Below are 12,807 nucleotides of genomic sequence, written 5' to 3' on the forward strand. Positions count from 1 at the left end.
CCCAACAACGTGCGGCTCCGCGCCCTCATGCTCCGAGCGTACACACTTGGTGATGCCATGCCACAAACGGCGTGGTAGGGTTCGACTCCCTGCTCCTGCTTTGGCAGGTCGCTCAGAGGACTTGCGCGGTGCCGTACCCCGCTTCTCTGGAGGTCTCAGCCTTCGGGGTGGCACGGTCTAGTAGCTCAACGGTCAGAGCACCCGGTTGTCTGCCGGACGGTTGCGGGTTCGAATCCCGCCTGGACCGCTCGTTCGCGCCTTCACGTAGCACGCATACACACTAGCTCAATCGGTTAGAGCGCTTGACTGCTAATCAAGAGGTTGTGGGTTCGATTCCCACGTACAACCAGCGTGCCCGACTTGCGCGGACGTCCCTTGCAGCAGCAGCGCGCCCCAACGGCGCAGGCGTACACACATCGTCTCGCAAGAGACTCGTAGGTTCGAATCCTACCAGCCCCTCCTCTCGGTTTCCGCCAGGGGGCTGTGGCAGAGTGGTTGAATGCAATGTGCTTCGAGCGCAGTGACCATGGTCGCTGCGTCACCGCCTACGCGACTTGCGCGGTGGCAGCTGCTACGTCCCACATACTTTGCAACGCAGATAACTCTGCACAGCGGACGAGGTCCCTGTAGGCGAATGGCAAGCCGCCACGCCCGGAGAATCATCAGGGCAACGTGGAGACTGCGAGTTCGCCCTCACATCGAAAGACAAGGCTGCCAGGGATACCGCTTCTTCCAGGTAGTACGGCGAGTAGCACCGCGCCCACACGCAGACGGCGTACATACTCTCGCCAGCGGGCTCGCCCGCACCAACGATGGGAGCGCTCCTGAGTAGGGCGCTGCAAGTCGGGCCCCTCAGTAGCCGACATGCCGCAAGGCACCGCCGTCCGGACTTGCGTGGTCCGCGCTCGCGACGGTCCTACCTGAACACAAGCACCTCGTGCGTGCCACCTAGCACCGGTAGCCCAACTGGAAGAGGCACGTGGCTCAGAACCACGTCAGTGGGGGTTCGACTCCCTCCCGGTGTACCACGTCAGCCCCGCGCTGACGCCCTCTGGAGCTAGCTCAAGTGGATAGAGCACCGGCTTTGGGAGCTGGGGGTTGCAGGTTCGAGTCCTGCGCTTCAGACCACGATGCCGACCTCACGGGGTCGCCGTCAGCGCGCCGTGCCATGGGGGACACGGCGCACGCGCCCGGCCACCAGCGGCGGGTGGGGAGGTCTCCCCGCCGTGGCCGGGCGCCTGGTCAGCGGTGCCTACCGGCACCCACTCCGGACCGTAGCTCACCGGTAGAGCGGCTGGCTGAAGCCCAGCGCGAGATGGTTCGACTCCATCCGGTCCGGCTCCAACGCTCACCCATGTGCAGCGAAGCGAATCCTACGGGTCGAAGCTCAATTGGAGGAGTCCCTGGCTACGAACCAGGAGGGTGCGAGTTCGAATCTCGCCGACCCGTCTAGAGCCATCGAGGCTCACCAGACGATGTGGTGCAATGGCAGCATGCCTGGCTTCCAACCAGGGGATGCGGGTTCGAGCCCCGCCGTCGTCTCTGTGACCGTGTTGTAACGGTAGCATGATAGGCTGTGTCCCTGTCAGTGTGGGTTCGAGTCCCATCGGTCACCAACGAACGCTTGTGATGCGGGGCATCCTGCTGGTCTCCAAAACCAGCGGCGCGGGTTCGATTCCTGCCAGGCGTGCAGGGCGCGTGTTGCTGTGAACCTGTGAAGCCGTACTGCCGTGGCGTTTCTCGCTGAACACGGCAAAACCGCCACACGGCCGCACAGCATCACTCTTCAACTGGAGCGTCAATCCGATGGGCGACGGAGGTGGTCTCGAAAACCGCTGAGCCGCAAGGCCTTGGGGGTTCGACTCCCTCACGCTCCGCACAATAACCGATCGCTCACACCAGGACAGCTAGACCGGTAACGGGATCCGGGCCTGTCTGTAAAACAGGTGCCACTGCGCCTTCGCGGTTCGACTTCTCGGCTGTCTACCGAATAAAAAAACTGCCACACGACCGCACCGCAACACGGCCACCCGACACGGAGGGGAGCCGGATGCCGGTTTGCCGGAGCGGTCTGCTACACCGTCTGCCGCCAGGCAGCGTGGGTTCGACTCCCACTCCCTCCGCCACTCGATTCGCCGTCCCTCATCACCCAAACCACTCCAGCGATGCTCCACGCGCGCACCGCGCCGCCCGATGACGCCTTCTGGTGACGTCCGACTCACTCCCTTTGCCCGACCCAACCATGCCCAACCTCGAACTCCTAGCGCGCCACTTCGCGCGCATCGGTGCGGCCTTCCGAGCCGAAGCGCCCGAGCGCCGCCCGTGGTTCCGCCGCGACGACGTGCCGTGGTTCTCCCTCGACGTGGACGAGCGCGCTCCCGGCGAGCCCTTCGTCCTCCGCACGTCGCCCGCACACCTCGATGTGCTCGACCTCCAGGTCGTGAACGCCAATGCAGCGCAGCGGCACCTGCTCCTGCATGCCGCGATCCGTCTTTCCAACCACCAAACCGATAAGCACAAGTACCTCTGCGGCCACGACGAGCGCCACTGGTTCGTCGCCGAGACGTCACGCACCAACGTGACCACGGTCCGCGAGGCGATGGAGGCCCTCCGTCCTCCCGAGGTCGCGTGGGCGGTGCGCCACCAGGCCATCAAGCCAAAGCGTCGCTATCGCCGTCGCAACCGCGCGTTCGTCCGCCAGGGCGAGTGGTTCTTCCTCCCGCGTCCTGGAATGCGTCCGGAACGCACTGGGGTGATCCATCGCCATGAGCCGCTGCGACGCAGCGGGGGCAAGCCGCACCTCGTCGAAGAGATCGTCCGCACAGGCGGGCAGCTCGTCTACTGGAATGCCCGCTTCCCGGACGGCCTCACCGAGGCGCAATACCGCCGTCGTCTCATGAAGTCGCCGGCGCTGCGCAAGCTCAGTTGGCAGGTGATGCGCCGCAACCCCTGCGTCTACGCGCGTGGTACGGTACGTCACGCCGACCACGCCACGCTGCGCCTCCGCATCTGGCACGAAGTCGCCATGGCCGCCGAAGGCCAAACCGGCACCGTCGCCTTTCTCGATTAACCACTTACTCCGAACAGCGAGGCGAACGCCGCCTCGACCGGCGCGGTGGCCTCACGCCGCCCGTTGTTTGCGCCACCCTTCGATCGACAACCAACCGTCGCCGGAGGCCTTCACCAAGAGGGATACCATGACCGTCCTGACTTCTCCGATGGGCTCGGCTACGATGCCGAACGCGGAGCATGACCTGCGTCTAGAGCTGCTCAACGCCCTCCTGACCACGCCGCACCGCCAGCTCGGCCTCGTTGCCGACCGCCATACCTACCTCCTTGACCGCGACCCGGTCTTCTACGGCCACCTCGCCGTGTGGTACCATCGCCACGGCCAGGTCCGCGACCACAAGGAGGTCTTCACCGCGATGCTGCTCACGAGCAGCCGCGCCGACCACCGCGAGGCGGGCTTCATGCTGCTTCAGGACCTGCCGCCCTACCAGGTGGCACGCGTCGTAAACTTCATGAAGAGACACCGTGGCAAGGTGCCACGCTCGGCCCGCACGGACGTCGTGCGCTACCTCCGTCACCGCGAGGCCTCGGACGCCCGCTTCGACCGCGCGGCCCTGCGTCAGCGCAAGGCGATGAAGACGCTCTACGCGGGCCTCCACATCCGCCCGTCGGAGCGCGCCGACCGCATCCTGTTCAAGAGCGACCCGCCTGCCGACTCCATCGCCTTCCAGGTGAAGGCGCTGGCGAACGCCGGGACATCTGACGAACAGGCACGGCTGGTGGCCGAGTACCGCATCCCGTACCCGGTCGCCGTCGGGGCGCTCCAGGCGCTCACGTCCGAGGTGCTCCGCGCGCTCGTCGCGCAGATGTCGCCGCAGGAGGTGATCAACCACCTGAAGGGACTGAAGGCGCGCGGCGCGTTCGACGACGACGCGGTCAAGGCGCTCATCGAGCAGAAGCTCGCCGACGCCAAGACCGACGGGCGCGTGTCGGCCTACAAGGCGAAGGTCGCGGCTGAGGCGGCGGGCGTGTCCCGCGAGACGGCGGAGGCCCTGGCCGACGTCACCGACGCACAGGTCGCGGCCCTCGGCTCGATCCGTCGTCCGACGGCGCTGCTCGTCGACACGTCGGCGTCCATGACGCAGGCGATCGAGGTCGGCAAGCGGCTCGCGGCGCTCATCTCGCGCGTGACCGAGGCGGCGCTCCACGTCGTCGCGTTCGACACCGTCCCGTACGAGGTCGTGCCCCGCGCCGGTTTCCTCCGCTCTGTTCTTGGACAGGGGCCGGTGGAGACGCCGTCGCTGGACGACTGGGAGCGGGCCTTCGCGGACCTCCGAGCGGGTGGCTCCACGTCGATCGGTGTCGGGCTCGAGCTGCTTCGTCGTCGCCGCGAACGCGTCGAGCAGGTCGTGATCGTCACCGACGAAGGCGAGAACACCGCGCCGTACTTCGTGCCGACGCTCCAGGCCTACGGGCAGGAGCTCGGCGTGACGCCAGAGGTCGTGATCGTCCGCGTCGGGCGTGCCTCGGACTACCTCGAGCGCCAGCTCAAGGCGGCCCAGGTGCCCGTCGAGACGGTGACGTTCCGCGGCGACTACTACGCGCTGCCGAACCTCGTGCCGATCCTCGCGCGCCCGTCGCGCCTGGACCTCCTGCTGGAGATCCTCGCGCTTCCGCTCCCGCAGCGGGACGACCTCGCGCGGGCGGCTTAGGTGAAGCTGTCTCGGCTCCCCCCGTCTCGCTCCTCTGCAAGGAGTCGCGAGTCTGTACCCCTCGTGCGTGAGGGGGACAGTTCGACCGCCGTCCAGGCGCGTCGAACGGGTGGATCCGTCCCGCGCCACAGTCACAAACCAACGAACTCCAACACGACGCCGCGCCCCAACCGGGGACGCATACATACTCAGAGGGATCTGTAGGTCGGCGGTTCAACTCCGCCCACGTGCGCATCGTGCGCGTGTAGCTCAGTCCGGTAGAGCGACAGATACGTAGTCAACGCGCTCCACACTTGCGCGGCGTCGTTTTCTTTCTTTCGATGTCATCCCGGACTTGATCCGGGATCTCTAACGGCTCAATTGCTTCGGGCTCTGTTGAGATGCTGAATCAAGTTCAGCATGACACAAATGCTAGACCTATGATTACCGGAACCACTCTACTCGACCACGGCTGGACGGCAGGGCCTGCTCTCGGCGAGGCGCTCAAGGCGGCGCGTACGATGGCCGACACCGGCCTCGATGACGCTGGCATCCTCGACGCGCTCGCGACCGTCAAGGCGGCCCCGCAGGCCGTCGAGGCCACGAGCGTGCTCGCGCCGCTGGCGAAGGCCCTCATGCTCGACGCCGCGAAGCAGGCGCAGAAGGACGCCGAGCCGCGTCCAATGGACGTGCGCCAGACGCCACTCGACGCGCTTGTCTGGGGACGCGAGCTCATCGACCCACAGGCGATCCACCAACTCGAAAACGCGATGCGGCTGCCGGTCGCGGTCGCCGGGGCGCTCATGCCCGACGCCCACGTCGGCTACGGCATCCCAATCGGCGGCGTGGTCGCGCTCGACAACGCCGTGGCGCCCTACATGGTCGGCGTCGACATCGCGTGCCGCATGATGATGTCGATCTACCCGGGCCACGCGACGCAGTACCTCGCGAATGCCAACCGCAAGGACAAGCTCGTGAAGGTGCTCCGCGAGGAGACGCGCTTCGGCATCGGGGCGAGCTTCGGCAAGCACCAGCGCCGCGACCACGAGGTCCTCGACGATCCCGACTGGGAGGCCACGCGCCTCCTGAAGTCGCTCAAGGACAAGGCCGTCGCGCAACTCGGCACGTCGGGCAGCGGCAACCACTTCGTGGACGTCGGCCTGCTCGATGTGGACCCGCGCGGCGCAGCGGTACTCGGCATCGACGCAGGTACGCACCTCGCGATCATGTCGCACAGCGGCTCGCGGGGCGTCGGCGCGCAGATCGCCAACCGCTACTCGAAGCTGGCCCAGCAGACGACCGTCCTGCCGGACAAGCTCCGCCACCTCGCCTGGCTCGACCTCGACTCCGAGGCGGGGCAGGAGTACTGGCTGAGTATGAACCTCGCCGGACGGTTCGCCTCGGCGTGCCACCACACGATCCACCGCTCGCTCGCGAAGCGGCTCAAGCTCAAGCCGGTCGCCACCGTCGAGAACCACCACAACTTCGCGTGGAAGGAGGCGTGGCAGGGGCGCGAGGTGGTCGTCCACCGCAAGGGCGCGACGCCGGCGCACAACGGCGTGCTCGGCATCATCCCCGGCTCGCAGGGGCACAACTCGTACCTCGTCCGTGGGCTGGGCTCCGAGGATGCGCTCCACAGCGCGAGCCACGGGGCCGGGCGCACGATGAGTCGCACGGCCGCGAAGCGCGCCATCCCGAAGCGCGACCGAGACGCCTGGCTCGCCGAGCGCGGCGTCGAACTGCTTGACGGCGGCATGGACGAGGCGCCACAGGCCTACAAGGACATCGGCGAGGTGCTCGCGCTCCAAGCCGACCTCGTGGAGCCGATCGCCACGTTCAAGCCGCGTCTCGTGCTGATGGCCCGCGGGGGCAAGGCCGAAGACTGAGCGGGGGTGGGGAGGAGGGAGTTTCGTGTACGTCAAGCACGGGGCTTCCAACTCTCTGCCTTTGCCTCCCCACATTCAACCCAACAACTCCCATGAAACTCGCCGAGGCGCTCATCCTGCGCGCCGATCTCCAGAAGCGGCTGGCGCAGCTCCGTCAGCGCGTGATCCAGAACGTCAAGACCCAGGAGGGCGACGCGCCCGCCGAAGACCCCGCCACGCTCATGGCGGGGTTCGAGACGACGGCGGCCGACCTTCAAGATCTCATCGCGCGCATCAACCGCACGAACCTCGCGGTCGCGACCGAGGCCGGGGCGACCATGACCGATGCCCTTGCCGAGCGCGACGTGCTGCGGCTCCGCGCGGCGCTCTACCGCGACGCCGCGGCCGAGGCCACGCAGACCCGCGACCGCTACACGCGCAGCGAGGTGAAGTACGTCCGCGCCATCAACGTGGCCCAGACGCGCGTGCAGGCGGACGCGCTCTCGAAGGCGCTGCGGATGCTCGACGCGCAGATTCAGGCCGCGAACTGGCAGCACGATCTGATCGAATAGCTTACCTCAACACCGGACGTCGGTAGCCGACGGCAGAAGCGAGCACACACCAGCCTGGGGGTTTTCCAGGCACCTAGCCTACCACGCTAGCCGCGCCTGGGGCGGCGCACGCGAACACCGCGCACGCCCAGCACCGCGCACACGCGCACCCTGCATCGCGCACCTTGCATCACCATGTGCTGATCTGTCAACGGCGAGGGCGGGTACGGGGACCGTCCGGTTTTCTTTCTGATGCGGTGATCGTGCGCCGTGATCCAGATAAGTGTTCACTGAGAGGCGTCGTGCACAGATCACCCACGTTTCACCCGAAGGATTGCCTTGCCGACCATAGACGAGCGGCACGACCGCGAGCAGTATTTCTTCGACGCCGACACCCGCGACGCGCTCGCGGATGCACTGGCGGCCTACGACCACGTCTGCTGCCTCTGCGCGCCAACGCTCGCCGAGACTCTCGTGAAGCGCGGCCAGCAGGTTACGCTCCTCGACCTTGATGAGCGCTTCGCGCATGTGCCGGGGTTCCAGCGCTACGACCTCACGAAGCCTGAGTGGCTGAAGACGGAGTTCGACGCGATCGTCTGCGACCCGCCGTTCTTTACGGTGTCCCTCATGCAACTGCGGCAGGCGCTGGCCACGCTAACGCACCATCGGCCCGAGGTGCCAGTCCTGGTATCGTATCTCACCCGTCGCGACCGGAAGCTCCTCACCACCTTCGCCGACCGCGACATCCGGCCGACCGGCTTCTTCCCGTCGTACGAGACGGTCGCGGACACAGAGAAGAACGAGATCCAGTTCTACGGAAACGTCGTGCTCCCGGGGCGGGGGAGTGGAGCCTGGACGGACCGTGTTGCGAAGGCGACGAGCAAGTTTTTGAGCCTCGTACTACGACACGACCCCGGACGCATCGGCATCACACTCGGAGCGGGAGGATGGACGGACGCCGCAGCGCTCATCGGCGCGGCGAATCGGCACGGTGTGGCGCTCAACCGAGCGCTGTTGGAGCACGTCGTCGCCACCAATGCGAAGCAGCGGTTCGCGCTCAGCGACGACAGCACGCGCGTCCGCGCCAACCAGGGGCACTCCGTCCAGATCGACCTCGGCCTCACGCCGTCCGAGCCGCCCGCCGTGCTCTACCATGGCACCGCCCGCAAGAACCTTGGCTCGATACGCGCTCACGGTCTCGTGAAACGGCAGCGTCACCACGTCCACCTCTCAGTTGACACCGAGACTGCTGCGAAGGTCGGGCAGCGTCACGGCAAGCCTGTCGTGCTCACCGTGGACGCAGCCCGTATGCAGGCCGACGGCCACGTCTTCTTTCGCTCCGAGAACGGCGTCTGGCTGACGGGCGTGGTGCCTGCGGCCTACCTCACTGCACCCGACGGCTTTCCTCCTCAGACGCCGTAGCGCGGGTCTGTCCTCCGGCGTTGCCCCCGATCGGGCGGGTGTAGGCGAGCCGGACCGTGCGCTGCGAGAAGTCGAAGAAGCCCTCGGCGTAGAACGGCACCGCGTCGTCGCGCTGCATCACAGACCACTCCACCGTGTCGAAGACATCGTCCACGGCGAGCGTGAGCGATCCCGGCAGCCCGGGGATTTCCCGCTGGAGCCCGAGATTGAGGCCCCAGACCGGCTCGAACTCGATCGTGCCGAAGAGGCCCGCGCTCTGGTAGAACGCGCTCGCTTCGAGCGAGAAGTCGACCGGCAGGCGCACGTTGTGCGTCGTGCTCAGGGAGTACGACGTTTGGGACGCTTCGAAGTCGCGGCCCTCGCGGTCGCCCTCGATGGTGAGCCACGTGACGGTGGCGGTGTTCTGCGTCGTCCACCACGGCAGCAGCTCGATGGGCGCAGCGATCAAGCCCGTCGCCGTACGCTGACGGTCGAAGTTAGTCGGGAAGCTCACTTGGACGTTGGCCTCGGGGATCACGCGCGACTGGAACTGCGCGATGGGGTCGGTCACCCAGGCGTATTCCACCGAGGCGAAGACCGAGCCCACGTTCACATCGGCTTTGAGCGCATCTGAGATGGCGGGCTGGAGCGCCGTGCTGCCCGTAAAGAAGGTCGTCGGGCTGAGGAAGTAGATAAACGGCGCCATATCGTTGAACGTCGGCCGGGTGATACGCCGGGCGTACGACGCCGAGACGGTCAGCTCGTCGCGCAACTGGTGCGAGAGGTAGACGCTCGGGAAGAGATCCCCGTAGCTCCGGTCGATGAGCTGCGTGCCGTTGGACGACTGGAGATCCGAAGTCGTGTGCTCGTAGCGCAGACCGACCTCGGCGGAGGTTTTCTCGGTGAGCTGCACGTTCAGTGACCCGTAGGCCGCGAGCACGTTCTCGCGCAACGAGCTTTCCTCGCCGACGCCCACGTCACCGACCCAGTCCGTGTTCACGTTCTCGGGGAAGACGGGCGTGTTGGTAAACCGCGAGAAGCCGCCCTTGACACCGGCGTTCCAAGAGAAGCGCGCCTCGTCCGGAGCGCTCACGTCCACCTTCGCGACGTAGATGCGCAGCGGCGTGGTCTTACCGCTTTCGAGCGTCTCCTCGGTCGTGAGGTCGTTCGGGACATCCGTGGTGGCGTTCAGGTAGGTTGTCGGGTTGTCGTTGTCGAACCGGAGCGCGTCGAGGTCGAGGCTGGTGCGGAGGCCCGAGGGCAGTTCGTGGCGCACGTTGACGTTGCCCATGAAGTGCTGCCAGTGGTTGACCTCCTCGTTGGCGCTGCGGATGGCTGTCGTCGGCGTTCCGTTGATCGAGACCGCGGACTGGTTGACGGCGTCCATGCTCCAGCGGTTGTCGTACCCAGCGATGAGGCCGCCGACTGTGGTGCGGTCCGACAGCGCGTAGTCGAGGCCGAGGCGCCCGTTGATGTTGCGTTGGATGGGGTCGCGATCGGTCTCAGTCGGCGTGACGATAAACGCGCCATTGTTCTGCGTTTCGAGGTAGCTGTTGATCGTCTGCTCTTGCCCCTGCCACTGGAAGGCGACGTTGCCGAAGAGCGTGATCCGGCCCTGGCGCAAGCGCGCGTCAGCGCTGGCACTGGCGACCGCACCGCGACCGTAGCCGCCCGAGACGGTGGTCGAGCCGCTGAGGCCGTCGCTGAGTTGCTCCTTCAGGACAAGGTTGATGAAGCCCGCGTTGCCCTCCGCGTCGAACTCGGCGGGCGGGGTGGTGATGAGTTCGATCTGCTCGATGTTGTCGGCGTTGAGCCCGTCGAGGAAGGCGACGAGGCCGTCAGCGGGGATGTAGCTGAGCTTGCCGTCGATGAGCACTTGCACGCCGTCCTTGCCGAGCATCGAGATGGTGTTGCTCTGCTGGTTGACGACCACGCCCGGCGACCGCGCCACCACGTCGAGCGCGGTCGCGCCTTTGAGCGTCACGCTCTGGCCGACGTTCACCACCATCCGGTCACCGCGCTGCTCGTAGAGCGTACGACGCGCTTCCACAGCGATCTCGTCGATCTGAAACGTACCCGGCCCTAACGCAAGTGCTCCAGCGTCGTGGGTGCCGCCCTCGTTGAGCACGAATGCGGCGGTGACGAGGTCTTCGTAGCCGATGAGCGAAACGAAAAGTAGAAACTCACCGGCCGGGACCGACGCCATCGAAAACGCTCCATCGTCCGTGGAGACGGCACCCTGGACAAACGAGGAATCCGCAGCCACGAGGAGTTGCACGTTGGCAAAACCCAGCGGCTCGCTCTCAGGCGTGGCGACGGTGCCGGAGACAGATCCGGAGCCTTGCGCCCCGGCACTCGGCGCGAAGGCGAGAATGAGGGCGAGGGCGTAGAAAAACGTGACGCGGCGCGGGCGCGCAGCGAGCGGAGCGGCGAGGCGTAGCATTCCGAGGAGGCTGTGGGACGAAGCAAATCACTGCCCGAAGCCTCAAGTACTACGGCTCGCCAAGAAACCCGGACGGCCGCAGCATACGGGGTCGTCGACCCGGCGGATACCCTGGGCGCGTCAATAAATGTCACCAACTGTCACCAGGCGCTGAGTCCCGGCGACTAGTCGTTCCATTCGGGGCCAAATCCGGGACTCACGATGCGCCCGTCGGGCCGCGCGAGGCCGTGGATGCGCGCCATGTCGTCGTCGCTCAACGCAAAGTCGAACACGTCGTAGTTGCCGGCGCGGTGTGTGTCGGACGACGCCTTGGGGATGGCGAACACACGCTCCTGCTGCAGGTGCCACCGCAGCACCACCTGTGCCACTGATTTGCCGTGGGCCTCTGCGATCTCGGCCAGGGCGTCGTCCTGGAAGATTTTCCCCTGCGCGAGCGGGCTGTACGACGTGAGCGATAGGGCGTGTGCATCCACGACGCCGAGTAGGCCGGACTGGTCGAGGTAGGGATGGTACTCGACTTGGTTCGTCGCAAGGTCTGGGACGATGTGCAGCGCGCGGCGGAGCATACCGGGCGGGAAGTTGCTCACGCCGATCAGCCGCGTCTTGCCGTCCGCGCGAAGTTGCTGGAACGCGTCGAGCGTTTCGGCGAGATCCACGTTCTCGTTCGGCCAATGGATGAGTAGGAGGTCCACGTAGTTCGTGCCGAGACCGCGCAGGCTCTCCTCGGCGGACGCGATCACATCGGCATGCGCGAGTCGATCATACCACACTTTGGTCGTCAAGAACACGTCGTCGCGATCCACGGGGCTGTTCGCGAGCCCCCGACCCACCTCCGCCTCGTTCCTGTAGACCTGCGCTGTGTCAACGTGCCGGTAGCCGAGGTCGAGCGCATGCTCGACGCCGCGCGTGGCGCTGTCGCCGGTGAGTTTGTAAGTGCCGAGGCCGAGCTTGGGAATCGTGACGCCGTGGACGGAGAACTGCATGAAGCGTGCGTTGGTTGAGAGGTGCGCAGGTCGAAGAGCAAGGGAGGCATTGGACGGTTTAGCGCGTGCAGAGTTCAGCCTTGCAGCGTGCCGACCTCGTTCGGGTGGACCTGACGAAGCTGCCGCCAGTCCGCGATCGCGATATCGTCGACCAGGACCGCTAGCTTCGGCAGAAACCCTGCGAAGCAGCCCCCGAGATCGACCTCTTTCGCGCTAGCTCGCGCACAGTCTGCACCGCCGCTGCTCTAGCAGTAGGGTAGAGCTCCCGTGGCATGCAGTCGGCGCACGGCCGCGATGACTTCCGGCATAGGAATGCGGGCGGCCCCGGTGCTGCGCACCAGCGTGTCATCGACATCAACAAAGACGACGAGAGGGCGAGAAGCGAGCATCCTGGATAGGTAATCGGGCATTCTGGATAGATAACTTCGTGAAGGACGTGTTAATGAAAGCGATTCCGAAAAGAACCGAAACCTGAGGAGACACGAAGCGAAAAGCTTTAGGCTATGATCGAATCAGGATCTAGACTAAAAAAGTGAGGCGTAATAGCATTCTGACCAAAGAGTGACATGTTGCCGGGTGTGCAGTGCAGGATAGGGGCGAATCTTCGCTGTTGTGCGAAGCCCTCGCCATCCCTTTCATTTGTTAAACGCCTTCAACGTGATTTCGCATGACCCCCACCGCTTCTTTGCTCGCCGCTGCCGCGCCTGTCATGGGTACCGCTGAGTACGTGCGCGCAAGCGAGCAGGGTGTCGTCGTGGCGATTCAGGACGTGCTTGTGGTTGCCGTCCTCCTCCTTCTCGTGGTCCTTCTTCTTCCGTAACGCTCCGGTCGATCCTCAACACGCACGCGAGGGTCGGCCAGACC

8 protein-coding genes and 11 tRNA genes are annotated in these 12,807 nt (G+C 65.8%); 17 read left to right on the top strand and 2 right to left on the bottom strand.

What is annotated here, in order from left to right:
* Positions 1-174 precede the first annotated feature (174 nt).
* From AAFU51_13350 to AAFU51_13425, 16 genes are all read left to right on the top strand, one after another.
* A tRNA-Asp gene (locus AAFU51_13350) sits at positions 175-247 on the top strand.
* A gap of 32 nt (positions 248-279) precedes the next feature.
* Positions 280-349 (top strand) — tRNA-Ser (locus AAFU51_13355).
* A 602-nt stretch (positions 350-951) separates the two neighbouring features.
* Positions 952-1,028, top strand: a tRNA-Leu gene (locus AAFU51_13360).
* Between the two features lie 23 nt (positions 1,029-1,051).
* Positions 1,052-1,128: transfer RNA gene (locus AAFU51_13365), tRNA-Pro, on the top strand.
* Between the two features lie 140 nt (positions 1,129-1,268).
* Positions 1,269-1,339 (top strand) — tRNA-Phe (locus tag AAFU51_13370).
* Positions 1,340-1,376: 37 nt separating this feature from the next.
* Positions 1,377-1,449 (top strand) — tRNA-Arg (locus AAFU51_13375).
* Positions 1,450-1,471: 22 nt separating this feature from the next.
* Positions 1,472-1,542, top strand: a tRNA-Gly gene (locus AAFU51_13380).
* Between the two features lie 2 nt (positions 1,543-1,544).
* Positions 1,545-1,615, top strand: a tRNA-His gene (locus AAFU51_13385).
* Between the two features lie 5 nt (positions 1,616-1,620).
* Positions 1,621-1,690, top strand: a tRNA-Trp gene (locus AAFU51_13390).
* 102 nt (positions 1,691-1,792) lie between these two features.
* Positions 1,793-1,877: transfer RNA gene (locus AAFU51_13395), tRNA-Ser, on the top strand.
* Positions 1,878-2,037: 160 nt separating this feature from the next.
* Positions 2,038-2,126 (top strand) — tRNA-Ser (locus tag AAFU51_13400).
* Between the two features lie 116 nt (positions 2,127-2,242).
* A complete protein-coding gene (locus AAFU51_13405; GenBank protein ID MEO1572243.1) occupies positions 2,243-3,070 on the top strand; it encodes a hypothetical protein in 828 nt (275 codons plus the stop codon).
* A 163-nt stretch (positions 3,071-3,233) separates the two neighbouring features.
* Entirely contained in the window at positions 3,234-4,721 is a 1,488-nt protein-coding gene (locus tag AAFU51_13410) for a hypothetical protein (protein MEO1572244.1), read from the top strand.
* 419 nt (positions 4,722-5,140) lie between these two features.
* A complete protein-coding gene (locus tag AAFU51_13415; protein ID MEO1572245.1) occupies positions 5,141-6,586 on the top strand; it encodes an RtcB family protein in 1,446 nt (481 codons plus the stop codon).
* Positions 6,587-6,678: 92 nt separating this feature from the next.
* Complete coding sequence (locus AAFU51_13420) at positions 6,679-7,137, top strand: DIP1984 family protein (protein MEO1572246.1); 459 nt, start codon at positions 6,679-6,681, stop codon at positions 7,135-7,137.
* Positions 7,138-7,455: 318 nt separating this feature from the next.
* Entirely contained in the window at positions 7,456-8,538 is a 1,083-nt protein-coding gene (locus AAFU51_13425; GenBank protein ID MEO1572247.1) for an RNA 2'-phosphotransferase, read from the top strand.
* On the opposite strand, the gene AAFU51_13430 is transcribed toward AAFU51_13425, so the two are convergent.
* Together AAFU51_13430 and AAFU51_13435 are read right to left on the bottom strand one after the other, a co-directional pair.
* Positions 8,501-10,960, bottom strand: coding sequence for a TonB-dependent receptor (locus AAFU51_13430; protein ID MEO1572248.1), 2,460 nt, complete (start codon positions 10,958-10,960; stop codon positions 8,501-8,503). The genes AAFU51_13425 and AAFU51_13430 overlap by 38 nt on opposite strands.
* Positions 10,961-11,124: 164 nt before the next feature.
* The gene (locus AAFU51_13435) at positions 11,125-11,943 is read right to left on the bottom strand and encodes an aldo/keto reductase (GenBank protein ID MEO1572249.1); all 819 of its coding nucleotides are present in this window, start codon (positions 11,941-11,943) and stop codon (positions 11,125-11,127) included.
* A 667-nt stretch (positions 11,944-12,610) separates the two neighbouring features.
* Here AAFU51_13435 and AAFU51_13440 point away from each other — a divergent pair.
* Complete coding sequence (locus AAFU51_13440; protein MEO1572250.1) at positions 12,611-12,763, top strand: hypothetical protein; 153 nt, start codon at positions 12,611-12,613, stop codon at positions 12,761-12,763.
* The last annotated feature ends 44 nt before the right edge of the window (positions 12,764-12,807 follow it).

The organism is Bacteroidota bacterium (genome assembly GCA_039821555.1).
Taxonomy (GTDB): domain Bacteria; phylum Bacteroidota; class Rhodothermia; order Rhodothermales; family Rubricoccaceae; genus JBCBEX01.